We start from the raw sequence: 25,832 nt of genomic DNA, 5'->3' as shown, positions 1-25,832 counted from the left end.
CTCCCCTCTCCCGCGTGCGGGAGAGGGGCGGGGGAGAGGGCAGGCGATTCAATTCACGATTGCGCGTGACGCAGCGTCAGTGCCCTCGCGACCGCATCAGCATCTTCACCATCGTCTTGTACCCTCGCTCGCGCGCATGGCGCGTGGGCGAGACGCCGTCGCGGTCTGCCAGGTTGGCGTCCGCGCCGGCGTCCAGCAGCGCCTGGACGATATCTTCATACCGTGAGCTTCCATCGCCAAGGATGATGGCCTCGAGCAGCGCGGTCCAGCCGAGCTGGTTCACGCGGTCGACGGGCACTCCGGCGGAGAGCAGCAGTTTCACGACTTCCACGTTGCCATGCTGGCTTGCGGCAATCAGCGCCGTTCCGTCGTAGCGGTCGGTGCTGTTGAGGTCCGCACCGTGCGCCAGCGTCAGCCGTACCACGTCGATCTGGTTGGTAGCAGCCGCCAGCAGGAACGGGCTGTTGGCCTCGCTGTCCTTGCGATTGACATCGGCCCCAGCCTGGATCAGTACGCGTGCAATGTCCCCGCGGCGGTTGTAGATCGCGGCGAGCAGCGCGGTGCGGCCTCGGTCGTCGGTGGCCTGGGCCGAGGCGCCGGCCTTGAGCAGCCGGTTGACCAGATCAAGGTCGCCGACGCTGGCTGCCGTAATCAGGTTGTGGTCGAGCGCGGCAATGCCGTCACCGCGCGAAGGCGGGGAATGGTTGCCAGCGTGCCCTCCGTGCGAAGGCGCTGGGGCAGAAGCGCCGCCGCCACCCAGGCCGCCCATCGAGCGGGCCAGCGTCTGGCCGCCCTGGCCGGCCAGCAGTCCTCCGCCCATCAGCAATCCCATCAATCCGAGTATCTCGGCGAGTGCCTGTCGGCGGTGACGGGGCTGGGATCGCGTCATGGTGGCAGGTGACAGATCGATCAGACGGTTTCGTGTGGTTGGGATGTGGCCTCTACCGCATCCGGGCCGGCGGCTGCAATCCGGGTAGCCGCACCAGCCGCGTCCGGGGCCGCTTCGGCCGCGTCGCTTGCCTGAAGCTGATGCCAGAGGCGGCCAAGGTAGGGGTCGTCCACGCCGTTGGTGGCAAGCCCGAGCAGGGTTTGCTGCAGATATTCGCGTGCCGGGCCGTAGAGGCCGCAGGCATGGCGCAGGCAAGCCACCACGCGGTCGTCGGGCAGGCGGCCCGCATAGGCCGAATGCTCGCGGTTCATGACGAATGCCAGTGCGCGCTGCTCGGGCGCTTCCGGCGTGTCCTCAAGCTTCACGCGCAGCCAGCGCGGATGATAGGCGCCAGTCAGCATTTCCCGGCGCCATAGCACACGGAATTCCTGTTCGATCACATGGCTCGGGATGCGAAACACCATGCCGGTGCAGCAGCCGCCACGATCGAGGCCGAGCACGAGCCCCGGGTTGTCCCAGGTGCCACGGTTGATGCGGGAATAGAGGTAGAAGCCGCGGTGGTAGCCATGCACGGTGGCCACCTTGCGGTCCGTGTGGACCACCATCGGGTTCCAGATCAGCGATCCGTAGCCGAACAGCCAGACATCACCGTTCAGGCCGGGTGTGTCGGGCCGGCTCCCAAGCGCTGCGCAGAGCGAGCGCTCCACATCGGCTTCGGGCAGCAACGAGGACGCGACCGGCGTGCTGCACAGCGAGGTGCGCAGCCTGTCCGATTCGAGGTCCTGTCGTGTGATGGCCATGCGTGGAAGCATAATCCAATCCGCATTGATGCGTCGCAAGGAAGCCACAGATCGTGGTGGGGTGTGTGCACAAGGCAACGGTCTGTAATAGTTCGCGCCCCGTCCCGGCTGTCCGGATCCGATGCCAAGTCACTACAATGGGGGCCTCATCCTCGGAGAACTTCGGAGAACCGGTAATGGCGCGTACCCTGACGGTAGTGTTCGGCGGCGACAAGGAATTTGAATTCACGCTGGGCGACAGTGAACTCGCCGCAGTGACCGAAGACGCCGCGTGGCGCTGGTTCGATCGCGAGTACGCGGAGCTGGACTGCCAGGCGTCGAGCCCGGTCGGCAAGGTGCTTGTGATCGACAAGATCCTGAACGTGGCGAAGTTTTCAGGCGAGGGCCGCTTCGCCGGCAATCCGGACTGGGCGCAGGACTTCGCCCGCCACGCTGGCAAGTTGCTCGATCGCGACAAGGTGCGCGTGGATGTCAGCAACGCGGCAATCAGTTTCTGACCCCAAAAACAAAACCCCACACCGACTCGTGGTGTGGGGTTTCTCGTTGTGCACGAACCGCCTCTTTCGAGGCGGTTTTGCTTTCCGCCGGGAACGGGCGGAACGGGTCGTTACTTGGCGCCGCGCTGTGCCAGATAGGCGCTGAACTCGTCGCGGACCTCCGGGTGCCTGAGTGCGAACTCGACGGTGGCCTTGAGGTAGCCAAGCTTGCTGCCGCAGTCAAAGCGCACGCCCTTGTAGCGGTAAGCCAGCACCTGTTCCTGGTCGAGCATCGACTGGATTGCGTCGGTGAGCTGGATTTCACCGCCGGCACCCGGCTTCAGTTCGCGGATATGGTCGAAAATGCGCGGCGTGAGGATATAGCGGCCCACCACGCCAAGGTTCGACGGGGCATTCTCGGGCGCGGGCTTCTCGACGATGCCCGACATCTTGATCACGCGCTCGTCCCATTCGCGGCCATCGATCACGCCGTACGAACGGCTCTGCTCCGGCGCGATTTCCTCGACGCCCAGCACCGAGCAGTTGTAGTGGTTGTAGACATCCACCATCTGCTTCATGACGGGCAGGTCATCGCCGCCGTCAAGCAGGTCATCGGCGAGCATCACGGCAAACGGCGTATCGCCAACGAGCTTGGCGGCGCACAGCACCGCGTGGCCCAGGCCCAGTGCCTCGGGCTGGCGAACGTAGTAGCACTCGACGTTCGCCGGCTTGATCGAACGCACCACGTCCAGCAGTGCCTGCTTGTTCTTGGCCTCAAGCTCCGCTTCCAGTTCGTAGGCCTTGTCGAAATGATCCTCGATGGCCCGCTTGGAGCGCCCGGTAACGAAGATCATCTCGGTGATGCCTGCGGCCATGGCTTCTTCCACGGCGTACTGGATCAGGGGCTTGTCGACCACCGGCAGCATTTCCTTCGGGCTGGCCTTGGTGGCGGGCAGGAATCGTGTGCCTAGCCCTGCAACGGGAAAGACGGCCTTGGTGACGCGATTTTCCATTTCTGCTTTCCTTGTTTATCCGGTGTATTACCGTGCCGTACGGGAGGGATGCCGTCTGTCCGGTTCCGTCCGACGTTGCAGTCGGAGCGGAACCGTGGCGTCACATCAGGCCGGCAGACGCTGTAGTTGATCCTGGAGCTTGGTCAGTGTCTGTTCGAAATCGGACAAACGCTGGGTCTCCTGTGCCACCACGGCCGGCGGAGCCTTGGCCACGAAGCTCTCGTTGGACAGCTTGCCGCGGCACTTGCCGATCTCACCAGAGATCCGCTCGATTTCCTTGCCCAGACGTGCGCGCTCGGCGGCCACGTCGATCTCGATCTTGAGCAGCAGGTGGTTGCCGCCAACGATTGCCACCGGTGCGCCGGCGCCTTCCTTCTGCAGCGTGGCGTCGTCTTCGAATACCTTGACCTCGGAAAGCTTGGCCAGCGCCTGCACCTGCGCTGCCGCTTCCTTCAGGAACGTGCTGTCTCCGTGAGCATAGAGCGGAATGCGCTGGGCCGGAGAGATATTCATCTCGCCGCGCAGGTTGCGGCAGGCATCGACCACGGCCTTGAGCTGGGCCACCCAGGCCTCGGCCGATTCGTCGATCTTGGCCATGGCCGGCAGCGGATATTCCTGCGTCGCGATCGTTTCGCTGCCGTCGCCCTTGGCGCGGCCGGCCAGCGGGGCCACCTTCTGCCACAGTTCTTCGGTAATGAACGGAATGATCGGGTGTGCCAGGCGCAGCACCGTCTCCAGCACGCGCAGCAGCGTGCGGCGCGTGGCGCGCTGCTGGGCTTCCGTGCCAGTCTGGATCTGCACCTTGGCCAGTTCCAGGTACCAGTCGCAATACTCGTCCCAGACGAACTTGTAGATTGCGCTGGCGATGTTGTCGAAGCGATACTCGTCAAAGCCCTTTTCGACTTCCGCTTCCACGCGCTGCAGCAGCGATACGATCCAGCGGTCAGCCTGCGAGAAGTGCAGGTAGCCATCCGGGCCGCAGTCGTTGCTGCACGGGCCCATGCCGCAGTCCTGGCCCTCGGTGTTCATCAGCACGAAGCGCGTGGCGTTCCAGAGCTTGTTGCAGAAGTTGCGGTAGCCCTCGCAGCGGCCCGTATCGAAATTGATGTTGCGGCCCAGCGTGGCCAGCGACGCAAACGTGAAGCGCAGCGCATCGGCGCCGAACGCGGGAATGCCGTCCGGGAATTCCTTTTTCGTCCTGGACTCGACCTTCGGCGCATCCTTCGGACGACGCAGCCCGGTGGTGCGCTTCTTGAGCAGCGGATCGAGGTCGATGCCGTCGATCAGGTCCACCGGGTCAAGCGTGTTGCCTTCGGACTTGCTCATCTTCTTGCCTTCGGAGTCGCGCACCAGGCCGTGCACGTACACGGTATGGAACGGCACCTTGCCGGTGAAGTGCTTGGTCATCATGACCATGCGCGCCACCCAGAAGAAGATGATGTCGTAGCCGGTGACCAGGACCGACGACGGCAGGAAGTGCTTCAGTTCGGGCGTTTCCGCGGGCCAGCCCAGCGACGAGAACGGAACCAGCGCGGACGAGAACCACGTGTCGAGCACGTCTTCCTCGCGGCGCAGCGCGCCGGTGCTGCCGGCGGCTTGTGCCTTGGCGCGTGCTTCCTCTTCGGTGCGCGCCACGAAACAGTTGCCGGCATCGTCGTACCAGGCCGGAATCTGATGACCCCACCAGAGCTGGCGGCTGATACACCAGTCCTGGATGTTGCCCAGCCACTGGTTGTACGTGTTGATCCAGTTCTCGGGGACGAGCTTGATCTCGCCGCTCTGCACGGCTTCGAGCGCGACTTCGGCGATCGAGCGGCCCGGGAAGTACGTGCCTTCCGGCGCGGGCTTGCTCATGGCCACGAACCACTGGTCGGTCAGCATCGGCTCGATCACGCTGCTGGTGCGCTCGCTGCGCGGCACCATCAGCTTGTGCTTCTTGACTTCGCCCAGCAGGCCCTGTGTTTCAAGGTCCTCGACCATCTTCTTGCGGGCGTCGAAGCGGTCCATGCCAGCGTATGCGGCCGGAGCGTCGGCGACGATTTTCGCGTCGAGCGTGAGAATCGACAGTTGCGGCAGGTTGTGGCGCTGGCCCACCGCATAGTCGTTGAAGTCGTGGCCCGGCGTTACCTTGACCACGCCGGTGCCGAATTCTCGGTCGACGTACTCGTCGGCGATCACCGGGATCTTGCGGTCGGTCAGCGGCAGGTGCACGAACTTGCCGATCAGGTGTGCGTAGCGCTCGTCCTCGGGGTGCACCATCACGGCCGTGTCGCCGAGCATCGTTTCGGGGCGGGTGGTGGCCACCGTCAGGTGCGTCAGGCCGCGCACGGTGTCCGGCTCGGCCAGCGGGTAGTGGATGTGCCACAGCGAGCCGTCTTCCTCGGCGCTGTCGACTTCCAGGTCGGACACGGCCGTGCCGAGCACCGGGTCCCAGTTGACCAGCCGCTTGCCACGATAGATCAGGCCCTGCTCGAACAGGCGCACGAACACCTCGGTCACGGCCTTCGACATGTCGGGCGACATCGTGAAGTACTCGCGCGTCCAGTCGATCGAAGCACCCATGCGGCGCACCTGGCGCGTGATGGTCGAGCCCGACTCTTCCTTCCACTCCCAGACCTTCTCGGTGAACTTCTCGCGGCCCAGATCGTGGCGCGATACACCCTGCGCCTCCAGCTGGCGCTCCACCACGATCTGCGTGGCAATACCGGCGTGATCGGTGCCCGGCACCCACAGCGTGTTGGCGCCGCGCATACGGGCATGGCGGGTCAGGCCATCCATGATCGTCTGGTTGAACGCATGCCCCATGTGCAGCGTGCCGGTCACATTCGGCGGCGGGAGCTGGATGGCGAAGTTGGGGCGATTTGCGTCGAACGTGGGCTGGGCAATGCCGCGGCGCTCCCATTCGGGGCCCCATTTCGCCTCGATGGCGGCGGGTTCGAAGCTCTTGGCAAGGGACTGGTCTTCTGCGGTCATGCTGGGATGTCGAGTATGCGGGTCAGGGCTCTGGCCGGCAGGCGGATCGGCGCGCCGCGGCAGTTGGGCCGGGAAAACGTCAAATTATAGGGGAGGCGGGGTCCCGGTGCGCATTTCGGGCCATGGAAGCGGCGCCCGGGGTGCGGGTATCGGCAAGCGAGGCGCGGGGAACGGCGAAGGCCGCCGGTATAATTGCGGCCTGTCCCTCCGGCCCCGCTCCGATGTCCAGCCTGCTCGCCAATCTCAACGCCGAACAACTCGCCGCCGTCACATTACCTGACGAGCCGGCCCTGATCCTGGCCGGTGCTGGCAGCGGCAAGACCCGTGTGCTGACCACGCGGATCGCGTGGCTGATCCAGAACGGCCGCGTGTCGCCGGCCGGCATCCTGGCGGTGACCTTTACGAACAAGGCCGCCAAGGAGATGCAGACACGGCTGTCGTCGATGCTGCCGATCAATACGCGAGGCATGTGGATCGGCACGTTCCACGGCCTGTGCAACCGGATGCTGCGCGCGCACTTCCGCGACGCCGGGCTGCCCCAGACATTTGCGATCCTGGATTCCCAGGACCAGCTTTCCGCGATCAAGCGGCTGCTCAAGGCGCTCAACGTCGACGACGAGAAGTATCCGGCCAAGAACCTGCAGTATTTCATCAACAACGCCAAGGAGCAGGGCCTGCGTCCGGCCGACGTGGAGGCCAACGACGACTTCAATCGCCGCTTTGTCGACCTGTACGCCGCCTACGACGAGCAGTGCCAGCGCGAGGGCGTGGTGGACTTCGCCGAACTGCTGCTGCGCTGCTACGAACTGCTGCGGTACAACGACCCGATCCGCCAGCATTACCAGCATCGCTTCCGTCATGTCCTCGTCGACGAATTCCAGGACACCAACGTGCTGCAGTACCAGTGGCTCAAGCTGCTGGCCGGATATGGCTCGGGCAATGCGGCGGCGGTGTTCGCGGTGGGTGACGACGACCAGAGCATCTACGCGTTCCGTGGCGCGAACGTCGGCAACATGCGCGACTTCGAGCAGGAATTCCGCGTGCGCCACCTGATCAAGCTTGAGCAGAACTACCGCTCGCACGGGCACATCCTGGATTCGGCCAACCACCTGATCTCGCACAACGCACGGCGGCTTGGCAAGAACCTGCGTACGGATGCCGGGCACGGCGAGCAGGTGCGCGTGTTCCAGGCCGGCTCGGACGGCCAGGAGGCATCGTGGATCGTCGAGGAAATCCGCGACCAGATCGCGCAGGGCATGTCGCGTGCGGAGATCGCGATCCTGTACCGCAGCAACGCGCAATCGCGCGTGATCGAGCATGCGCTGTTCTCGTCGGGCATTCCGTATCGCGTGTACGGCGGCCTGCGATTCTTCGAGCGTGCCGAGGTGAAGCACGCGCTCGCGTACCTGCAATTGATCGAGAACCCGCGCAACGATGCCGCGTTTGGCCGCGTGGTCAACTTCCCGACACGCGGCATTGGCGCGAAATCACTTGAAGTGCTGCAGGACGCGGCGCGCCAGTACAACTGCTCGCTGGCCGAGGCCGTGGCCTACGTTCCGGGCAAGGCGGGCAGTTCGCTGGGGGCGTTCATTCGCCTGATCGAACAGATGCGCGCCGAGACCAACCGGATGACGCTGGCGCAGACGGTCGAGTACGTGACCAACACGAGCGGCCTGATCACGCACTACCAGACCGAAAAGGAAGGCCAGGACCGCATCGAGAACTTGCAGGAACTGGTGACTGCGGCCCAGGCATTCGTGGTGGAAGAAGGCTACGGGCTGGAAGCGCTCGCGCGCATGCTGCCCGTGAATCGCGATGCCGCACCGGCGCTGGCGCAGGGCGACCAGGATCAGCAGGTTCTCGATCCCGAGCAGCTCCCGGTGGTGATGACGCCGCTGGTGGCGTTCCTGACCCATGCGTCGCTGGAAGCCGGCGACAACCAGGCCCAGGCCGGACAGGACGCCGTGCAGATGATGACCGTGCACGCGGCCAAGGGGCTCGAGTTCAACGTGGTGTTCATCACCGGGCTGGAAGAAGGGCTGTTCCCCCATGAGAACAGCGCGATGGAGGCCGATGGCCTGGAGGAAGAACGCCGCCTGATGTATGTGGCCATCACGCGGGCCCGCGAGCGGCTCTATATGTCGTTCGCGCAGAGCCGGGTGCTGCATGGCCAGATGCGCTATCACGTGCGCTCGCGCTTTTTCGAGGAACTGCCCGAGTCGTCGTTGAAATGGATCACGCCGCAGGGCCAGGCCTATGGCGCCTACGGTACCGGCGGCGGGCGCCAGTCATCGGAGCGGGAAAGCGCGTGGGGCCGCGACTGGTTCAAACGCGCGGAGGACGTGCCGTACACGGGCGGCAAGCCGACCGGCGGCATGGATACCGGCAAGACCTACGCGGAGGAAAAGCGCGCGGCAGCCACCGGATTCCGCGTGGGCCAGAGCGTGTTCCACAACAAGTTCGGGGAAGGCAAGATCAAGGCGCTGGAAGGCGAGGGTGCCGATGCGCGCGCCAACATCGATTTCAAGCGCCATGGCGCCAAGTGGCTGGCGCTCTCGGTGGCAAAGCTGGATGTGATCGAGTGAGGATTGGTTGTTGCTCCGCTCTCCCGCACGCAGGAGAGCGGAGCAACAAATCAGGACTGCGCTACGCTGTCATCCGCCGTCTCCCCCGGCGGCACGATATTGAAGCAGCCGCGGTACGTGGCGTAGAACGAGCAGTAGAGGATCGCCAGCATCAGCAGCGAGTACGGCGTGATCAGGAACGACAGCACGGTCTCCCCGCCAAACGACGCAAACACCGCCTCCAGGAACAGCGGCACAGCCACCAGCAGCAGAGCGAACAACATTGCGTACGTGAAGAACGCGCCGCGATTGCGCCAGCAGGCGGTCCAGCTGAAGAAGAGCGCCTTGACGGGCGGCACGCCGTGCCAGGCCGAGAGCATCGGCGCGAACCAGAACATCATTGCCACAGGCGTGTACAGCAGTGCGCCAATCAGCAGCGCGTAATACAGCTGACGGATCGCCTCGCCGGAGGGCTCCTCGCCCTTGAGTACCATCGGCGCCAGCGCGCTGATATCAACCGCGGCCGTGGCAATGAAGCTCAGCGCGAATACCAGCACCGCATAGATGGCGCCCAGCACCAGCAGGTTGCGGGTGGCCTGCTTGCCGTTCGAGCGGAAGCCTGCCACCAGCACCGTGGGCAGGACGCGCTTGCTCTGAATGACATCGCGGCACGCGGTCATCACGCCAACGGACAGCCCCGGCGTGAAGACCAGCAGCGCGATGATGCCGAACAGTGGCACGAAGACGGCCAGCTGCGCGGCCAGCAGATAGATGAACAGCAGCATCAGGAACGCAAGCGGATTCTTGCGGAACAGCCAGATGCCCTGGCGGAACCAGACGTAGCCTTCCTTGGCGGAAACTTCCAGTAGTTGCATGGGGAATCAGATCCAGGGGAGCGCTGCAGCGTCGTCGATGCGGTGGCGCAGGATGCGTTCGAAATGGGTCGGATCGTGCGGCTGGAGCATGTCGGCCTCACGCGGCAGGTAGAAGTCCCACAGGCGTGAAACCCAGAAACGCAGCGCGCCGGCGCGCAGCATGTCCTGCCAGTGCGCGGCCTCCACGGCCGTCAGGGGCCTGACCGCATGATAAGCCCGCAGCATGGCCTGCGCACGCACGGGGTCCAGCACGCCGGTCGGCAGGTCGATGCACCAGTCGTTGACGGTGACGGCAAGGTCAAACAGCCATTTGTCGTTGCCGGCAAAGTAGAAATCGAAGAAGCCGCCCAACCGGTGCTTGCCCGCCGCGTCGGTATCGAACAGTGCGTTATCGCGGAACAGGTCGCAGTGGCAGGGGCCGCCTTGCAGGGCGGCGTAGTCACCGCTGCCGAAGAACGCGGTCTGATGCGCAATCTCGTCGGTCAACAGCTTGCGCTGGGCGGTATCGAGGAACGGGGCGATCTCGGGCGCGGTCTGCTGCCACCAGGCCAGGCTGCGCAGGTTCGGCTGCTTGCGTGGATAGTCCTGGCCGGCAAGGTGCATGCGAGCGAGCATCGTGCCGACTTCGGCGCAATGATCGGCCTGCGGCGCCAGTTGCGAGGCACCAGGCAGGCGCGTGACGATGGTCGCCGGCTTGCCCTTCAGCTCGCGCAGGATCTCGCCGTCGCGGGCGGGCATCGGTGCGGGCACGCTGATGTCATGGCGTGCCAGATGGTCCATCAGGTGCAGGTAGTACGGCAATTGCTCGAAGCGCAACCGCTCGAAGATCGTCAGCACGTACTCGTGCGTGACGCCGTCCTGCTCCATGGTCAGAAAGAAATTGCTGTTCTCGATGCCCGAGGCGATGCCGCGCAGCGCGCGCACTTCGCCAAGGTCGTAGTCAAGCAGCCAGCGGGCGATCTCGTCCTGCGAGACCGTGGTGAAAACGGCCATACTGTTTTGTTGGTGCGAATCGGAACGCGACAGACCGAAGGCGGATGGCAATGGCGGTCTGCCGCCGCGGCATCACTGCCGGAGGGCCGGCGCGACCTTCACCGGGCACCATGCCCGGCGAGGATCGTGGGTGAAAAGACTAACTGGGTAAATCTGGGTAATACGCGCCGGTCAGAACTTCAGGTTGACCGACGGAACACGATTCACGTCGTGGTCACGAATCGCGGGCGAACTGTCTTCGGGCTTGCTCATTTCATACTTGGTGCCGAAGCCGGACTGTACCTGGATATCGGTGGCCCGCCCCTTGTTGCGGTACTCGGTGACCTGCGTGCCATCACGCTCGCGCAGCACGAAGCTCGGCTCCCGGGGCTTGTTCAGCTCGCTCTTGGAAGCCTTGGTGATCGGCTGGTTGTTGATCTGATTCAGCTCCTGCTGAGTCAGCGCGTTGCTGCTCTCCGAGTTGCCCTGAGCCGCGGCATGGGTGGTCACTGTCAGCGCCAGCACGGTTGCGGCAAGCGCGAGCAGGTACCCATGGCGTCCAATGGCCATCTGGAGATCGGCAAGCCTGGCACCCGGTTGCGAAGGGGAAGTCATCTGGGGCTCCTGTGCGCGCGGGCAGGCGGCCCCGCGCGGCGCGAATTGGACCTGCGCTGCCCGGCGGCGCCGGGTCTGGCAGGAAAACGCTTCCATTCTAGCAATTCCTGTCGTTTCCGGGCCGCTCTCGTGGCCTTGTGTCCACCCGCCGGTGTCGCCGCCGGCAAGCCATGCCTTACAGATAAAACATTTCTTCCTTGGGCGGAATCGGGTGGTCGCCGCCGCGCTTCTCGTAGTACTCATAGACGGCCTCGAGCACTTCCTGCGGCTCGTCGACGATCTTCATCAGGTCAAGATCGTGCTCGGCGATCAGGCCCATCGGCAGCAGCGTGAAGCGGAACCAGTCGAGCAGCCCCTTCCAGAAGCGGCTGCCGTACATCACCACAGGCACCGCACGCGACTTGCCGGTTTGTACCAGCGTCAGCACTTCGGCCAGTTCGTCGAGCGTGCCGAAGCCGCCCGGCATGACGATGAATGCGTCCGAGTTCTTGACGAAGGTGACCTTGCGCGTGAAGAAGTGGCGGAACCGCATGGCAATGTCCTGATACGGATTGCCCTGCTGTTCGTGCGGCAGTTCGATGTTCAGGCCGACGCTGGCGGATTTGCCCGCGTGCGCGCCTTTGTTGGCGGCCTCCATGATGCCGGGGCCGCCGCCGGAGATGACCGCGAAGCCGGCGTCCGAGAACAGCCGGGCGATCTCGATCGTCTTCTGGTAATAAGGGGAGTCTTCCCGCAGGCGCGCGCTGCCATAGATCGAGACGGCAGGGCGGATCTCCGAGAGGTACTCGGTCGCCTCGATGAACTCTGCCATAATCGTGAACATTTGCCACGAGGCGCGTGCCTTCTTGGCCGTTGCGCGGTCTTCATCGGCCAGCGCACGCAGGCTCGGGATCATCTTGCGCGGATTTGCGCGCGCCGCCGCAGCACGAGCGGCAGCTTCCTGCGCTTCGGGGTTCTTGCCAGCCGCAGCGGCATCGGCCTTGGCGGCGATGGCGGCAGCATGAGCGGCGGCTTTCTCGGGCCGCGGATTCACCGTGTCACCGGAAATATCAGCAACATCCGTATCGGCAAGGGGGGCGGCGTCAGCACCGCCTGCGGGGGCACCAGTCAATTTAGAGTCCATGGGAATGTCGGATAGTCCAAAAACACTCTTGCTCGTCGATGGGTCGAGCTATCTATATCGCGCGTATCACGCTCTGCCGGACCTGAGGAATGGCGAAGGTCTGCCCACAGGGGCAATCTACGGCATGATCAACATGTTGCGCAAGCTGCGCAACGATTACCCGGCACAGTATATCGCCTGCGTGTTCGACGCCAAGGGCAAGACGTTCCGCGATGATCTCTATCCGGCATACAAGGAGCATCGACCGTCGATGCCCGAGGACCTTGCCAGGCAGATCGAGCCGATCCACGAAGCCGTGCGCGCGCTGGGCTGGCCGATCGTGGTCGTGGAGGGCGTGGAAGCGGACGACGTGATCGGCACGCTGGCGCTCCAGGCTACGGGCCAGGGCGTGAACACCGTGGTTTCCACCGGCGACAAGGATCTGGCGCAGCTTGTCAATGGAACCGTCACGCTGGTCAACACGATGAGCGGCGAAGTCCTTGACCCGCCCGGCGTGCAGACGAAGTTCGGCGTGCCGCCCGAACGCATTGTCGACTATCTGTCGTTGATCGGTGACGCGGTGGACAACGTGCCCGGCGTACCGAAGGTTGGCCCGAAGACCGCGGTCAAATGGCTGACGGAGTACGGCACGCTCGACGACATCATGACCAATGCCGACAAGATCAAGGGCGTGGTCGGCGAGAACCTGCGTAACACGCTCGAGTGGCTGCCGCGTGCGCGCGAGCTGGTCACGGTCAAGACCGATTGCGACCTGAGCGGGGCGGTGGCCGATTTCCACGCGTTGCACGGCCTTGGCGAGGACAAGGAAAAGCTGATTGCGTTCTTCCAGCGCTATGGCTTCAAGACGTGGCTGCGCGAGGCATCCGGTGAATCGCTGCCGAATGCACGCGCCGCCGCGCGCGCCGCGCCAAAGCCTGCGCCGGCGCAGGGCGGGTTGTTCGATGCCCCCGCGCACGAGGAGGCGCCTGCCGAAGACTTGCCGCCGGCCGAGATCCGGTACGAGACCGTGACGACCGAAGCGGCGCTGGACGAGTGGATGCAGAAGCTGGTCGACGCGCCGCTCGTTGCCATCGACACGGAGACGACCTCGCTTGATCCGATGCAGGCGCAACTGGTCGGCATTTCGGTTTCCGTCGAACCGGGCGAGGCGGCCTATATCCCGGTGGCGCATCGCGGCCCCGACGTCGCAGGCCTGGAAAATCATGGCCAGCTCTCTCGCGAGTCCGTGCTGGAGCGGATGCGTGCATGGCTCGAAGATCCATCGCGGCCGAAGCTCGGCCAGCACCTGAAGTACGACGTGCACGTGTTTGCCAACCACGGCGTATCGCTGCGTGGCGTGACGCACGACACGATGCTCGAAAGCTACGTGCTGGCATCGCACCGCAATCACGGCATGGATAGCCTGGCCGAGCGCCTGCTGAGCCTGAAGACGATCACGTACGAAGAGGTCTGCGGCAAGGGTGCCAGCCAGATCGGCTTCGACCAGATCGACCTGCAGCGTGCCACCGAGTACGCGGCAGAAGATGCGGATGTGACGCTGCGCCTGCACCGCAAGATGCTGCCCAGGCTTGAGGAAGCCGAGGGCCTGAAGTACGTCTACGAGCAGATCGAGATTCCGGTCTCGGTGGTGCTGCAGAAGATCGAGCGCAACGGCGTGCTGATCGATGCGGAGCGCCTGGCGACGCAGAGCGCCGAGCTTGGGCAGCGCATGATGGAAACGGAGCGCGCCGCGCACGAGGCAGCGGGCCAGCCGTTCAACCTGGGCTCGCCGAAGCAGATCGGCGAGATCCTGTTCGGCCAGATGAAGCTGCCGGTGGTCAAGAAGACCGCGAGCGGCGCGCCGTCGACCGACGAGGAGGTGCTGCAGAAGCTGGCGGAGGACTATCCGCTGCCGAAGCTGCTGCTGGATTATCGTGGCCTGTCCAAGCTGAAGTCGACCTATACGGACAAGCTGCCGAAGATGGTCAACCCAAACACCGGACGCGTGCACACGAGCTACGGCCAGGCCACCGCTGTGACTGGCCGCCTGGCATCGACCGATCCGAACCTGCAGAACATTCCGGTGCGTACCGAGGAAGGGCGCCGCATTCGTGAAGCGTTCATTGCCGCGCCGGGCAACGTGATTGTCTCGGCAGACTATTCGCAGATCGAACTGCGCATCATGGCGCATATCTCGGGTGACGAGAACCTGCTGCGCGCGTTTGCAAATGGCGAGGACATCCACCGAGCGACGGCCGGGGAGATCTTCGGCGTGGAGCGCGAGGCGGTGAACAGCGAGCAGCGCCGCTATGCCAAGGTGATCAACTTCGGCCTGATCTATGGCATGAGCGCATTCGGTCTGGCCAGCAATCTTGGCATCGAGCGCGAGGCGGCCAAACACTACATCGACCGCTACTTCATGCGTTACCCGGGCGTGGCCCACTACATGGAGCAGACGCGCCAGACGGCGCGCGAGCAGGGCTATGTCGAAACCGTGTTTGGTCGCCGTCTGTGGCTGCCGGACATCAACGGCGGTAACGGCCCGCGCCGGCAGGCCGCAGAGCGTGCGGCCATCAACGCACCGATGCAGGGCACGGCCGCCGACCTGATCAAGCTCTCGATGATTGCCGTGCAGGACTGGATCGAGGCCGGGAAGCTCGGTACGCGCCAGATCATGCAGGTGCATGACGAACTGGTGCTCGAGGTGCCGCAAGCCGAATTCGAACTGGTCAAGACCAAACTGCCCGAACTGATGTGCTCGGTGGCCAGCCTCAAGGTGCCGCTGGTGGCCGAAGTGGGCAGTGGCGCTAACTGGGAAGAAGCGCACTGACAGCCCACTGACGGCCCACTGATGGCCGCTCACTGACAGCCCACCGTGGCTGTCTTCCGTGCGATGCCGATGTATGCATAAGAGTACTGATTGAAGCAACTGCGGAAGGCTTGCCAGTTGTGCTGCTCTGCAGCACACTGGCAGAAACGCCTGCATTTGCGGCACATCAAGACACATCGCAAGAACATCGGTTTCGCGGCGCAAGACGACAACACAAAGATCGCCGACGAGGCCTGCCGGTTTTCAAATTGAAAACATCGGGTAGACCATGAGTCACGCATACGACAGAGAGGAAAGCGCGCAGAGGGAGGCGGCAACCAGCACTACACAGGCCGGTACGGCACCGCGGTCGGACAATCAGGCCCACCGCATCATCGTTGTCGGTGGCGGGGCCGGCGGGCTTGAGCTGGTCACGCGCCTTGGCGACAAGCTGGGCAAGCCCGGCACGGCACAGGTAACGCTGGTCGACCGCTCGCCCACGCACATCTGGAAGCCGCTGCTGCACGAAGTGGCAGCCGGCAGCATGGACCCCAACACCCACCAACTCGAATATGTGGCGCAGGCACGCTGGCACTACTTCGAGTTCCAGCAGGGCGAACTGACCGGCATCGACCGGGAGCGCAAGGTCATCCAGGTGGCCGCGTGCCTCGACCAGGACGGCGCGGAACTGTTGCCCGCGCGCGAACTGCCGTATGACACGCTCGTGCTCGCCATCGGCTGCATCACGCACTTCTTCAACGTACCGGGCGCGGCGGAGCACGCCATCGCACTCGATACCGTCGATCAGGCCGAACGCTTCCGCCGCAAGCTGATCGCGGCATGCGTGCGCGCGCAGAATGGCCGCGGGCGTGTGGGCGAGGATGGCCGTCCGCGCGTTGATGTGGCGATCATCGGCGCTGGCGCCACGGGCGTCGAACTGTCGGCCGAACTGCGTAACACCGCCCACGTGCTGAATGCTTACGGGCTGCACCAGCTTGATCCGCGCCGAGACGTGCGCATCCACATCGTCGAAGCCGGCCCACGAATCCTCCCGGCGCTGTCCGAGCGGGTATCGGTAGAGACCACCAAGCTGCTGCGCAAGCTCGATGTCGACGTGTTCACGTCGGAGCGCGTGACGGAAGTCACCCGTGATGCCGTGCTTACAGCCAGCGGCAGGCACATCGACGCCGATCTGACGGTGTGGGCTGCCGGTATCACCGCGCCCGGGGTGTTGCGCACGCTGGGTCTGCCGGTCAGCAAGATGGGCCAGATCTTGGTGGGCCCCACGCTCCAGACCGAGACCGACTCCGATATTTTTGCTTTCGGTGACTGCGCGGCCGCTCCCTGGCCGGAGAAGCAGACCACGGTGCCGCCGCGTGCCCAGGCCGCGCATCAGCAGGCCACGTTCCTCTACGATGCAATTCGCGCGCGCCTGGCTGGCAAGCCGCTGCCGAAGTTCGGCTTCAAGGACTTTGGTTCGCTGGTGTCCCTGGGCCACTTCAGTGCCGTGGGCAGCCTGATGGGCGGGCTGATCGGCGGCTCGATGTTTATCGAAGGGCTGTTTGCGCGCTTCATGTACACGTCGCTGTACCGGATGCACGTGCTGGCGCTGCATGGCGCGATTGGCATGGGCCTGGACACCGTGACGCACTGGCTGCGCAGCAAGACCAGCCCACGCGTGAAGCTGCACTAAGCCTGTCAGTGGCGGGCCGGCAGGGCACTGCCGGCCCGGTTTTCTGGAGATTGCTAGAATTGGCGGCGATGTCTGCGTCACTTGCAGGCCGTTTCAGAATGATTCTGGCGTCGTTGCGGGGCCTCGGCCAGTACCACTTGTACTGTCTGCGGCCCCGCGCCTAGCCAGAACCGCTTCGCTTCATCCTGAAACAGCCTCCATTACAAAATCAAGGAGACCGCCTTGCTGAAGCCCGAAGTCGAAAGCCTCGTACCCGGTCAGAAGTTTGACCGCCGCAGTTTCGTCAAGACCGCACTCGGGTCGGCCTTCGCCGCCGCCGTGCTGCCGGTGACCGCCGCGACCATCAAGACCGATTTCAACGGCCTGACCGCCGGTGAGGTCACGATCGAGTCGAACGGCTTCAAGATGCCTGTCTATCGCGCCCAGCCCCAGGGCAAGACAAACCTGCCCGTGGTGCTCGTAATCAGTGAGATATTCGGCGTGCATGAGCACATCGCCGATATCTGCCGCCGCTTTGCCAAGCTCGGCTATCTGGCCATTGCTCCCGAGTTGTTTGCCCGCCAGGGAGACCCGAGCAGTTATGGGACGATTCAGGAATTGCAGGCCAACATCATCCAGAAGGTGCCGGATGCGCAGGTCATGGGCGATCTCGACGCCTGCGTGGCATGGGCCGGCAATCACGGCGGCGACCTGAACCGTCTGGCCGTCACCGGTTTCTGCTGGGGCGGCCGCATCACCTGGCTTTACTCGGCGCACAGCAAGCGCGTGAAGGCCGGTGTCGCGTGGTACGGCCAGCTTGTGGGCGAGCCCTCGGCGCTCAAGCCGCGCAATCCGGTCGATATCGTCAACGATCTCGACGCACCTGTGCTGGGCCTGTACGGCGGCAAGGACACTGGCATCACGCAGGAGCAGGTGGCACGGATGAAATCCGCGCTGGCGGCGTCATCGGACCCGAGTGCCAAGGCGTCGCAGTTCGTCGTCTACCCGGAAGCGGGGCATGCGTTCAACGCCGACTATCGGTCCAGCTATGTGGAGTCTGCTGCAAAGGACGGCTGGCAGCGCTGTCTGGACTGGTTCCGCGAACACAGCGTGTGAGGAGATTGCAAAGAAGGCATTGATCTACGTACAATGCGGCTTTTGCGTTTTTGCAACCTTGTTGCGTTAAAGGTTGCAAAGCAGTCGGCTACGACTGCCCGGTTGTCGGGCAGGGGCCGGTTCCGGGGAGCCCATTATCCATTCCACGCTTCTGTACATCCTGCTGGCCGCGACGATTTCTGGCGTCGGCAGCATTCTGGGGGCGGCGCTGCTATCGCTGACCGTGGCGTCGCGCGTGGTGGAGCGCATGGTGAGCTTTTCGGTAGGTGTCTTGTTGGCCACGGCGTTGCTGCATTCTCTGCCGGAGGCGTTCGAATCCGGCGCCGACCCGCGTGCGCTGTTTGGCACACTGCTGGCCGGGCTGCTTGGTTTCTTCCTGCTGGAGAAGATCTCGCTGCTGCGCCATTCGCATCACCACGAAGGCGACGGGCACCATCACCATCACGGCCATGACCGCGAGGAAGCGGGCCGCAGCGGCCTGACGATCCTGGTTGGCGATACCTTCCACAATTTTGCCGATGGCATTGTGATTGCCGCCGCGTTCCTGGCCAATCCGCATATCGGCATCGTCACGGCGCTGGCCATCGCCGCACACGAAATCCCGCAGGAAGTGGGTGATTTCATCGTGCTGCTGAACGCCGGTTTTTCGAAGGCGCGCGCGTTTGCGTTCAACCTGCTGTCGAGTGTGGCCGCCATCATTGGCGGGCTCGTCGGGTACTTCCTGCTCGACCAACTCACAAGCTGGATTCCGTATGTGCTGGTGATTGCATCGAGCAGCTTCGTCTATATCGCCGTCAGCGACCTGATGCCGCAGATGCAGCGCAAGCCGCGGCTCAAGGAGTCGGCGATGCAGGTGGTGCTGGTGGCGGCGGGCATTGCGGCCATCGTATTCATCACGAACGGCGTGCATGAGCAGCACGCGCATAGCCATTCGCGCGTTGCCGCAGAGGCGGCGTCAAACTGACGCCGCGTGCGGCCGACCTCGGTCGTCAGCTACCTGTTCAAGCACCCGTGGCGACAGGGCGCTTCGGGTCCGCGCACCACTCGCTCCACGATCCCGGGTACAGCGCGGCACCGGTCAGGCCGGCCACTTCCAGCGCCAGTAGATTGTGGCAGGCCGTAACGCCCGAGCCGCATTGCATCACCGTCTGCCCCGGCGCCTTTCCGGCGAATACCTGGCTGAAGTCGGCGCGCAACTGGTCCGCCGGCTTGAAGTAGCCGTCCGCGGCGAGGTTGTCCTTGAAGAAGCGATTGGCGGCGCCGGGAATGTGACCGCCGACGGGGTCGAGCGTTTCGTTCTCGCCGCGGAACCGGTCGGCTGCGCGGGCATCGACAACAAGCATTGAAGGCTGGCTCAGATTGGCCAGCAGCGCGTTGGCGTCCACGGTCTTCACGAGCGACGGGCGGCGAGTCAGGTTGCCTGCCGTTTCCGGGTCCGGCGTGGCGCCATGTTCGAGCGGAAGGCCCGCGGCGACCCACGCATTCCGGCCGCCATCGATCACGGCCACCGCCGCATGGCCGGTCCAGCGCATCATCCACCAGAGCCGTGCCGCGTACATGCTGCCTTGCGCGTCATACGCCACTACGAGCGTATCGTCGTTGACGCCCAATGCACGCAGGCGTGCGGCAAACAATTCGGGATCGGGCAGCGGATGGCGGCCGTTGGTGCCGGTCTTTGGGCCGGACAGTTCGTTGTCCAGGTGCAGGTAGTGCGCGCCAGGAATATGGCCCTGCTGATAGCCATCGCGCCCGGCGGCGGGGTTGGTCAGGTCGAACGAACAGTCGAAGACGACCACATGCTGCTTGCCCGCGGCGCGCAGTTGGTCGAGTTCGGAGGCGGTGATCAGCGGAGTCGGCATGAGGGTCGTGTCTGCGAATGAGATCGATCGCCAATGCTACACCTGCCGGCGCCCGCAACCCACCACTACACCTCTGGATGCACCTCGGCCTCGAGCGACTTTACCGGCGTGGCCGGTGTCGGGTGATCGTCGGTAGCGCGGGCGCGCGTGAGCGTGGTGGCGATGCCGCTGGCAATGATCAGCGCCATCCCGAGCCACGAGATCCAATTAAGCTTGTCATCCCACACCAGGGTGCCCCACAGGCTCGAGAACACGATGCCCGCGTACTGCAGGTTGGCAGTCAGGAGCGTGTTGCCGCGCTTGTAGGCACGCGTCATCGAGGTCTGGCCGAGCGTGGCCAGGATGCCGATCGCCAGCAGCAGGCCCGCGCCATACCAGGTATGGGGGCTTACGCCCGAATAGAGCATCCAGACCAGTCCGCAGACGAGACCCACGGCCGAGAAGTAGAACACGATGCGCCCCTCGGGCTCTCCGAGTTGGCCAAGCTGCCGCACTTCCACATAGGCCAGCGCCGTGAACACGCCAGAGATCAGGCCGATCAGGCCGCCGGTCAACTGGTCATGGCCCACCGAAGGCTGCAGCAGGCAGATGACGCCCGCAAACGAGAGCAGGATCGCGCCAATCAGCTTGCGGTCGGCAGCGCCAGCCGTACCGGCCAGCGCGGCACTGGCACCAAGGATCATGGCGATCCAGACCGGCGACATGTAGTTCAGCGTCATCGCCGTGGCCAGCGGCAGCATCGAGATCGACGTGAACCAGAGAAGCAGGGCTGTCACGCCGAACACGCTGCGCTTGATATGCGTGGCCATGTGCGGCGTACGCACCGGGACACCTCGCGAAGCCAGCATGATCCACATGATCGTCACGCCGATCAGGCTGCGGTAGAAGACGATTTCGCCCGTGGTGTAGAACTCGGCCGCCAGCTTGACGCCCACCCCCATCAGCGAGAACGAGAAGGCGGCAAACAACATCCAGAGCGATTGCATGGCGTCGGAGATGGCGAGATTGGATCAGGGGCGCGGGCCGGCTTCTTGATGGAGCGGCCTCGCAATGAAAATCCGTTGTACTGGCAACGAATAAGGGATGGATTCTAGCAGTGCCGGGAGGGCCGCTCCAATGCAGGACGGACCGCTCTCGCGGTCCGTCCTGATGTCATCCACAGATAACGGGCGATCAGCGCACGGCGGCTATCGCTTGTTGTAGTCCATCGCGCGGCGGTACCACTCGTGGAAGTGCTGCATGCCGTCTTCCATCGGGGACTGGTACGGGCCGGTTTCGCTGATGCCGCGCTTCATCAGGGCCAGGCGTCCGGCGTCCATGCGCTCGGCAATCTCGTCGTCCTCGATGCACGTCTCCATATAGGCGGCGCGCTCGGCTTCGACGAACTCACGCTCGAACAGCACGATTTCCTCGGGGTAGTAGAACTCGACGATATTGCGCGTCTTGTTCGGACCCAATGGGTGCAGCGTGGAGATGCACAGCACGTTCGGGTACCACTCCACCATGATGTTGGGGTAGTACGTCAGCCAGATCGCACCGTACTTCGGCAGTTGGCCGTTGTTGAAGCGCAACACCGCCTCGTGCCACTTCTCGTACGTGGGGCTGCCGGGGCGCTTCAGGCCAGCATGCAAGCCCACGGTCTGCACGCTGTGCCATTCGCCGAACTCCCAATTGAGGTCGTCGCAGGACACAAAGCTGCCCAGGCCGGGGTGGAACGGCACGACGTGGTAGTCCTCCAGATAGACCTCGATAAAGGTCTTCCAGTTGTAGTCGCAGTCGTGAACCTCTACGTGGTCGAGTTTGTAGCCATCGAAGTCCAGGTCCTGCGCCACGCCTAGTTTGCCAAGGTCGGCGCGCACGTCGCGTTCGCCCTCGAACAGCAGGCCGTTCCAGTTCTGGAGCGGCGAGCGGTTCAGGTGAACGCAAGGCTGTTTTTCGAAGTGCGGAGCGCCGAGAAGGTCACCCTTGAGGTCGTAGGTCCAGCGGTGTAGCGGACAGACGATGTTCTTGGCGTTGCCGCGGCCGTTGAGCATGATGGCCTGGCGATGACGGCAGACGTTGGAGAGCAGTTCGATGCCGCCCGGGTTGCGCACCAGCATGCGGCCTTCGTCTTCGGCGGCCAGCGTCTGAAAGTCGCCGGTCTCCGGCACCATCAGTTCGTGGCCGACGTAGCCCGGGCCCTTCTTGAACAGCAGTTCCAGTTCTTGTTGATACAGTGCCTCGTCAAAGTAGACGTTGACGGGCAACTGCGAATCAGCCGGCGCAAGTTTGAGCGCGGTGCTGAGATTGGACATTATCCCCACTCCCTATAACAGGCGAAAGCAGTGAACAACCCAACCATCGAAATATGAAATCGATTTGGGAAACAGTGTCAGACGAGCCGGACCCGGACCAGTTCCCGCGTGTCTGGTGACCTGGGAATGCGTGGTTGACGCAACGGTGGGGAACTCGCTGACGAGCCCGGGATTGTACCCGACCCAAAAAGTTAAGGGACTGATTTTTTTGCCTTTTTAGCGAAAAAGTCGACCCGGGTCGTCATGGAGGTGCCCTTTGCAGCGCATTCCGAATGACGACCCGGGCGCACACGTCACTTCCTTGTCAAAAGCCGATGTTAGGGGGTACCCATGGGGCCTATGTGGCTATTGTGCTGGTCAGGCGATTCTGCGACCAAGCCCAGGATTGGCGTAAAATCCCGAATTCCCCTGATCAAGGCCCGACATGCCAAGAACGACGACCACCCCGGTCCAGCCTGAAGATACGCCGGCCGCCAGTGCGCCGCCGGCTTCCTACGAGGCCGCAATGGCCGAACTGGAGACGTTGGTGGCGAGCATGGAGAGCGGCGAGTTGCCGCTGGAGGCGTCGCTTGCCGCCTACCGCCGTGGAGCCGAACTCGTCCGCTTCTGCCAGCAGAGCCTGGAGCGGGTCGCGCAACAGGTCAAGGTACTGGAAGGTGACGCGCTGAAGCCGCTGGCCGGCGAGACGCGCACCCAGAACAACGCAGATAGCAACAGCAATAGCGCAGATTTCGAATGAGCGATTTCGCTACCTGGATGCGGACGCAAGGCGCCCGCACCGAGGCCGCCCTCGACGCGGCCCTACCGTCCACGGACACAATTCCACACACCTTGCATGAAGCCATGCGCTATGCTGTGCTCGGCGGTGGCAAGCGGGTACGCCCGCTGCTGGTTCATGCTGCGGGCGAAGTGGTCGGTGCGACACCTGAAGCCTGCGACGCCGCGGCATGCGCTGTGGAGATGATTCACGCATATTCGCTGGTTCACGACGACATGCCTTGCATGGACGACGATGACCTGCGCCGCGGCCGTCCGACGGTCCACAAGGCCTATGACGAGGCCACGGCACTGCTGGTGGGCGACGCGCTGCAGACGCAGGCGTTCATCGTGCTGGCCCAGGCTCCGGCACTTGGTGCGGAAGCGCGCCTGAAGCTGGTGTCCGAACTGGCCGTGGCGTCGGGTTCGGTCGGCATGTGCGGCGGCCAGGCGATCGACCTGCAGAACGTCGGCAAGGCAATGACCCGCGAGGCGCTGGAGGGCATGCATCGCATGAAGACCGGTGCGCTGCTGCGCGCCAGCGTGCGCATGGGGGCGTTGTGCGGAAGCATCGATCCGGCCGGTCTGGCCGCGCTTGACCGCTATTCCGCGGCTGTGGGATTGGCGTTCCAGGTCGTAGACGATATTCTCGACGTGACTGCCGATACGGCCACGCTTGGCAAGACCGCCGGCAAGGACGCCGCTAACGACAAGCCGACCTACGTGTCGCTGCTTGGCCTGGATGCAGCACGGGAGCTGGCCGCCCAGCTACGCACCGACGCCCACGAGGCGCTGGCTGGATTCGGCGCACGCGCCGGACGTCTGGCGGAACTGGCCGACCTGATCGTGCTGCGCTCAAACTGAACTGAAAGCCGGACACAAAGAATCCGGCGGCCGAACGGACACCATGACCTACACGCTGCTCAACAAAATCGACGACCCCGCGGACCTGCGCAAGCTGGACCGTCGCCAGCTCAACACGCTGGCCGAGGAACTCCGCGCCTACGTGCTCGAATCGGTCTCGCAGACCGGCGGGCACCTGTCGTCCAACCTTGGCACGGTGGAACTGACCATTGCGCTGCACTATGTCTTCGACACGCCCAACGACCGCGTGGTCTGGGACGTGGGTCACCAGAGCTACCCCCACAAGATCCTGACCGGCCGCCGCGACCGCATGTCGACGCTGCGCCAGTTCGGTGGTATCTCCGGCTTCCCGCGTCGCGCCGAAAGCGAATACGACACGTTCGGCACCGCGCACTCGTCGACGTCGATTTCCGCGGCACTGGGCATGGCGCTTGGCGCGCGTACGCGTGGCGAGAAGCGCGTGGGCATCGCCGTGATCGGCGATGGTGCGATGACCGCCGGCATGGCCTTCGAAGCCATGAACAACGCAGGTGTCTACAAGGACCTGCCGATGCTGGTGGTGCTGAACGACAACGACATGTCGATCTCGCCGCCGGTGGGCATGCTGAACAAGCACCTGGCGCGCCTGCTGTCGGGCCAGTTCTACGCAGCGACCAAGAAGGGCATCGAGAAGGTGTTGTCGGTCGCGCCGCCGGTGCTCGAGTTCGCAAAGCGCCTGGAAGAACATGCCAAGGGCATGGTCGTGCCGGCCACGCTGTTCGAGGAATTCGGCTTTGACTATATCGGCCCGATCGACGGCCACGACCTCGAATCGCTGGTGCCGACGCTGCAGAACATCCGCCAGCGCGCGCTGGAAGGGCACGGCCCGCAGTTCCTGCACGTGGTGACCAAGAAGGGTCAGGGCTACAAGCTGGCCGAGGCCGATCCGATCCTTTACCACGGCCCCGGCAAGTTCAACCCGGCCGAAGGTATTCGTCCGTCGGCCAAGCCGTCGCGCAAGACCTATACGCAAGTGTTCGGCGAGTGGCTGTGCGACATGGCCGCTGCCGACAAGCGGCTGATCGGCGTAACGCCGGCCATGCGCGAGGGCTCGGGCATGGTCGAGTTCGAGAAGCGCTTCCCGGACCGCTACTACGACGTCGGTATCGCCGAGCAGCACGCGGTCACGTTTGCTGGCGGCCTGGCCTGTGAAGGCCTGAAGCCGGTGGTGGCGATCTACTCGACGTTCCTGCAGCGCGGTTACGACCAGCTTATCCACGACGTGGCGCTGCAGAATCTGCCGGTGGTGTTCGCACTGGACCGCGCGGGGCTGGTGGGCGCTGATGGCGCCACGCATGCCGGTGCCTACGACATTCCGTTCCTGCGCTGCATCCCCAACATGATGGTGATGACGCCGTCCGACGAGAACGAGTGCCGCCAGCTGCTGACCACGGCTTACCAGCAGGATTGCCCGACCGCCGTGCGCTATCCGCGCGGCGCGGGCGTTGGCGTGGCCACGCAGGCCGAGCTGACGGCGCTGCCGGTGGGCAAGGGCGAGATCCGTCGCGAAGGCCATGCGCGCGCAGGTCAGCGCGTGGCGATCCTGGCTTTCGGTTCGATGCTGCACCCGGCACTGACCGCTGCCGAGCAGATCGACGCCACGGTGGCCAACATGCGTTTCGTGAAGCCGCTCGACGTCGAACTGGTCAAGCAACTGGCCGCCAGCCACGACTTCCTCGTCACGGTGGAAGAGGGTGCCACGATGGGCGGTGCCGGTGGCGCCGTGCTTGAAGCGCTGTCCGAGGCGGGCATCGAGATTCCGACGCTTGTGCTGGGCCTTCCCGACAAGTTCATCGATCACGGCGATCCGGCGTACCTGTTGTCGCTGTGCGGCCTCGATGCGGCCGGAATCGAACGCTCGGTGCGCGAGCGTTTCGGCCTGGCGGCGCAACCGGTGAAGGTGGCGACGCGCGTGGCCTGACGCCATTTGGCATCGCAGTCAGACAAACCGGCGCGGTAATCCCGCGCCGGTTTGCTTTTGGGCGCGTTGAAATGGCGTTTCCCGGCATCGCCCGAACATTACCCGCAGGAAATATGCGGATTAATGCGGCGCTGCGACAAGGCTCGCCAATATCCCGTAGAATCGCACTTCCATTTTTTGTGTTCGCAGCTACGGGCCGGCGCCCTCGATCAAGCCTGGACCC

At 64.2% G+C, this 25,832-nt stretch carries 20 protein-coding genes; 9 read left to right on the top strand and 11 right to left on the bottom strand.

What is annotated here, in order from left to right:
• Nucleotides 1-76: 76 nt before the first annotated feature.
• Together B552_RS0122730 and B552_RS0122725 are read right to left on the bottom strand one after the other, a co-directional pair.
• Nucleotides 77-889: an ankyrin repeat domain-containing protein gene (locus B552_RS0122730; RefSeq protein WP_157160325.1), complete on the bottom strand. Its 813-nt coding sequence runs from the start codon at nucleotides 887-889 to the stop codon at nucleotides 77-79.
• 20 nt (nucleotides 890-909) lie between these two features.
• A complete protein-coding gene (locus B552_RS0122725; RefSeq protein WP_019451359.1) occupies nucleotides 910-1,689 on the bottom strand; it encodes a gamma-glutamylcyclotransferase in 780 nt (259 codons plus the stop codon).
• A gap of 176 nt (nucleotides 1,690-1,865) precedes the next feature.
• Between B552_RS0122725 and B552_RS0122720 the strand changes: the two genes are divergently transcribed.
• Nucleotides 1,866-2,186 (top strand): hypothetical protein, encoded by a 321-nt coding sequence (locus B552_RS0122720; RefSeq protein ID WP_019451358.1) that lies wholly within the window; start codon nucleotides 1,866-1,868, stop codon nucleotides 2,184-2,186.
• A gap of 110 nt (nucleotides 2,187-2,296) precedes the next feature.
• On the opposite strand, the gene galU is transcribed toward B552_RS0122720, so the two are convergent.
• On the bottom strand, nucleotides 2,297-3,178 hold the full coding sequence (galU, locus tag B552_RS0122715; RefSeq protein WP_019451357.1) for a UTP--glucose-1-phosphate uridylyltransferase GalU: 882 nt from the start codon (nucleotides 3,176-3,178) through the stop codon (nucleotides 2,297-2,299).
• A 105-nt stretch (nucleotides 3,179-3,283) separates the two neighbouring features.
• Entirely contained in the window at nucleotides 3,284-6,151 is a 2,868-nt protein-coding gene (locus B552_RS0122710) for a valine--tRNA ligase (RefSeq protein ID WP_019451356.1), read from the bottom strand.
• Between the two features lie 221 nt (nucleotides 6,152-6,372).
• On the opposite strand from B552_RS0122710, the gene B552_RS0122705 reads away from it, so the two are divergent.
• Nucleotides 6,373-8,736, top strand: coding sequence for a UvrD-helicase domain-containing protein (locus tag B552_RS0122705; protein ID WP_019451355.1), 2,364 nt, complete (start codon nucleotides 6,373-6,375; stop codon nucleotides 8,734-8,736).
• Nucleotides 8,737-8,786: 50 nt separating this feature from the next.
• On the opposite strand, the gene B552_RS0122700 is transcribed toward B552_RS0122705, so the two are convergent.
• The 4 genes from B552_RS0122700 to B552_RS27825 all read right to left on the bottom strand — a co-directional run bounded on the left by B552_RS0122700 (nucleotide 8,787) and on the right by B552_RS27825 (nucleotide 12,300).
• Entirely contained in the window at nucleotides 8,787-9,590 is an 804-nt protein-coding gene (locus tag B552_RS0122700) for a BPSS1780 family membrane protein (RefSeq protein WP_019451354.1), read from the bottom strand.
• Nucleotides 9,591-9,596: 6 nt separating this feature from the next.
• A complete protein-coding gene (locus B552_RS0122695) occupies nucleotides 9,597-10,583 on the bottom strand; it encodes a homoserine kinase (protein ID WP_026035954.1) in 987 nt (328 codons plus the stop codon).
• Nucleotides 10,584-10,754: 171 nt separating this feature from the next.
• Nucleotides 10,755-11,177 (bottom strand): membrane protein, encoded by a 423-nt coding sequence (locus B552_RS0122690; protein WP_026035953.1) that lies wholly within the window; start codon nucleotides 11,175-11,177, stop codon nucleotides 10,755-10,757.
• Nucleotides 11,178-11,352: 175 nt separating this feature from the next.
• Nucleotides 11,353-12,300 (bottom strand): TIGR00730 family Rossman fold protein, encoded by a 948-nt coding sequence (locus tag B552_RS27825; protein ID WP_026035952.1) that lies wholly within the window; start codon nucleotides 12,298-12,300, stop codon nucleotides 11,353-11,355.
• A 4-nt stretch (nucleotides 12,301-12,304) separates the two neighbouring features.
• Here B552_RS27825 and polA point away from each other — a divergent pair, with 4 nt between their 5' ends.
• From polA to B552_RS0122665, 4 genes are all read left to right on the top strand, one after another.
• Entirely contained in the window at nucleotides 12,305-15,109 is a 2,805-nt protein-coding gene (gene polA / locus B552_RS0122680; RefSeq protein WP_026035951.1) for a DNA polymerase I, read from the top strand.
• Nucleotides 15,110-15,377: 268 nt separating this feature from the next.
• Complete coding sequence (locus tag B552_RS0122675) at nucleotides 15,378-16,781, top strand: NAD(P)/FAD-dependent oxidoreductase (RefSeq protein WP_019451348.1); 1,404 nt, start codon at nucleotides 15,378-15,380, stop codon at nucleotides 16,779-16,781.
• A 222-nt stretch (nucleotides 16,782-17,003) separates the two neighbouring features.
• On the top strand, nucleotides 17,004-17,876 hold the full coding sequence (locus B552_RS0122670; RefSeq protein WP_019451347.1) for a dienelactone hydrolase family protein: 873 nt from the start codon (nucleotides 17,004-17,006) through the stop codon (nucleotides 17,874-17,876).
• 151 nt (nucleotides 17,877-18,027) lie between these two features.
• Nucleotides 18,028-18,840, top strand: coding sequence for a ZIP family metal transporter (locus tag B552_RS0122665; RefSeq protein ID WP_237718328.1), 813 nt, complete (start codon nucleotides 18,028-18,030; stop codon nucleotides 18,838-18,840).
• 37 nt (nucleotides 18,841-18,877) lie between these two features.
• Here the strand turns inward: B552_RS0122665 and B552_RS0122660 are convergent, their stop codons facing one another.
• From B552_RS0122660 to B552_RS0122650, 3 genes are all read right to left on the bottom strand, one after another.
• Nucleotides 18,878-19,735 (bottom strand): sulfurtransferase, encoded by an 858-nt coding sequence (locus B552_RS0122660; RefSeq protein ID WP_019451345.1) that lies wholly within the window; start codon nucleotides 19,733-19,735, stop codon nucleotides 18,878-18,880.
• A 65-nt stretch (nucleotides 19,736-19,800) separates the two neighbouring features.
• Nucleotides 19,801-20,721, bottom strand: a complete 921-nt coding sequence (locus tag B552_RS0122655) for a DMT family transporter (protein WP_019451344.1) — start codon at nucleotides 20,719-20,721, stop codon at nucleotides 19,801-19,803.
• A 201-nt stretch (nucleotides 20,722-20,922) separates the two neighbouring features.
• Nucleotides 20,923-22,029, bottom strand: coding sequence for an aromatic ring-hydroxylating dioxygenase subunit alpha (locus B552_RS0122650; RefSeq protein WP_019451343.1), 1,107 nt, complete (start codon nucleotides 22,027-22,029; stop codon nucleotides 20,923-20,925).
• 424 nt (nucleotides 22,030-22,453) lie between these two features.
• Here B552_RS0122650 and B552_RS0122645 point away from each other — a divergent pair, with 424 nt between their 5' ends.
• Genes B552_RS0122645 through dxs form a run of 3 tightly spaced genes read left to right on the top strand, consistent with a single transcriptional unit; the run spans nucleotide 22,454 to nucleotide 25,609 of the window.
• Entirely contained in the window at nucleotides 22,454-22,768 is a 315-nt protein-coding gene (locus B552_RS0122645) for an exodeoxyribonuclease VII small subunit (RefSeq protein WP_026035948.1), read from the top strand.
• The gene (locus tag B552_RS0122640; RefSeq protein ID WP_019451341.1) at nucleotides 22,765-23,649 is read left to right on the top strand and encodes a farnesyl diphosphate synthase; all 885 of its coding nucleotides are present in this window, start codon (nucleotides 22,765-22,767) and stop codon (nucleotides 23,647-23,649) included. The genes B552_RS0122645 and B552_RS0122640 overlap by 4 nt, the downstream gene beginning before the upstream one ends.
• A gap of 43 nt (nucleotides 23,650-23,692) precedes the next feature.
• A complete protein-coding gene (gene dxs / locus B552_RS0122635) occupies nucleotides 23,693-25,609 on the top strand; it encodes a 1-deoxy-D-xylulose-5-phosphate synthase (protein WP_019451340.1) in 1,917 nt (638 codons plus the stop codon).
• The last annotated feature ends 223 nt before the right edge of the window (nucleotides 25,610-25,832 follow it).

The organism is Cupriavidus sp. BIS7 (assembly GCF_000292345.1).
In the GTDB taxonomy this organism is placed as follows: Bacteria; Pseudomonadota; Gammaproteobacteria; order Burkholderiales; family Burkholderiaceae; genus Cupriavidus.
Note: the sequence above shows the minus strand (reverse complement) of the source record. Positions and strands in the feature narration are given on the sequence as shown.

Coding starts and splice junctions, on each gene's coding strand:
- B552_RS0122730 (WP_157160325.1), bottom strand. CDS start 889: ATGACGCGATCCCAGCCCCGTCACCGCCGACAGGCACTCGCCGAGATA.
- B552_RS0122725 (WP_019451359.1), bottom strand. CDS start 1,689: ATGGCCATCACACGACAGGACCTCGAATCGGACAGGCTGCGCACCTCG.
- B552_RS0122720 (WP_019451358.1), top strand. CDS start 1,866: ATGGCGCGTACCCTGACGGTAGTGTTCGGCGGCGACAAGGAATTTGAA.
- galU (WP_019451357.1), bottom strand. CDS start 3,178: ATGGAAAATCGCGTCACCAAGGCCGTCTTTCCCGTTGCAGGGCTAGGC.
- B552_RS0122710 (WP_019451356.1), bottom strand. CDS start 6,151: ATGACCGCAGAAGACCAGTCCCTTGCCAAGAGCTTCGAACCCGCCGCC.
- B552_RS0122705 (WP_019451355.1), top strand. CDS start 6,373: ATGTCCAGCCTGCTCGCCAATCTCAACGCCGAACAACTCGCCGCCGTC.
- B552_RS0122700 (WP_019451354.1), bottom strand. CDS start 9,590: ATGCAACTACTGGAAGTTTCCGCCAAGGAAGGCTACGTCTGGTTCCGC.
- B552_RS0122695 (WP_026035954.1), bottom strand. CDS start 10,583: ATGGCCGTTTTCACCACGGTCTCGCAGGACGAGATCGCCCGCTGGCTG.
- B552_RS0122690 (WP_026035953.1), bottom strand. CDS start 11,177: ATGACTTCCCCTTCGCAACCGGGTGCCAGGCTTGCCGATCTCCAGATG.
- B552_RS27825 (WP_026035952.1), bottom strand. CDS start 12,300: ATGGACTCTAAATTGACTGGTGCCCCCGCAGGCGGTGCTGACGCCGCC.
- polA (WP_026035951.1), top strand. CDS start 12,305: ATGTCGGATAGTCCAAAAACACTCTTGCTCGTCGATGGGTCGAGCTAT.
- B552_RS0122675 (WP_019451348.1), top strand. CDS start 15,378: ATGAGTCACGCATACGACAGAGAGGAAAGCGCGCAGAGGGAGGCGGCA.
- B552_RS0122660 (WP_019451345.1), bottom strand. CDS start 19,735: ATGCCGACTCCGCTGATCACCGCCTCCGAACTCGACCAACTGCGCGCC.
- B552_RS0122655 (WP_019451344.1), bottom strand. CDS start 20,721: ATGCAATCGCTCTGGATGTTGTTTGCCGCCTTCTCGTTCTCGCTGATG.
- B552_RS0122650 (WP_019451343.1), bottom strand. CDS start 22,029: ATGTCCAATCTCAGCACCGCGCTCAAACTTGCGCCGGCTGATTCGCAG.
- B552_RS0122645 (WP_026035948.1), top strand. CDS start 22,454: ATGCCAAGAACGACGACCACCCCGGTCCAGCCTGAAGATACGCCGGCC.
- B552_RS0122640 (WP_019451341.1), top strand. CDS start 22,765: ATGAGCGATTTCGCTACCTGGATGCGGACGCAAGGCGCCCGCACCGAG.
- dxs (WP_019451340.1), top strand. CDS start 23,693: ATGACCTACACGCTGCTCAACAAAATCGACGACCCCGCGGACCTGCGC.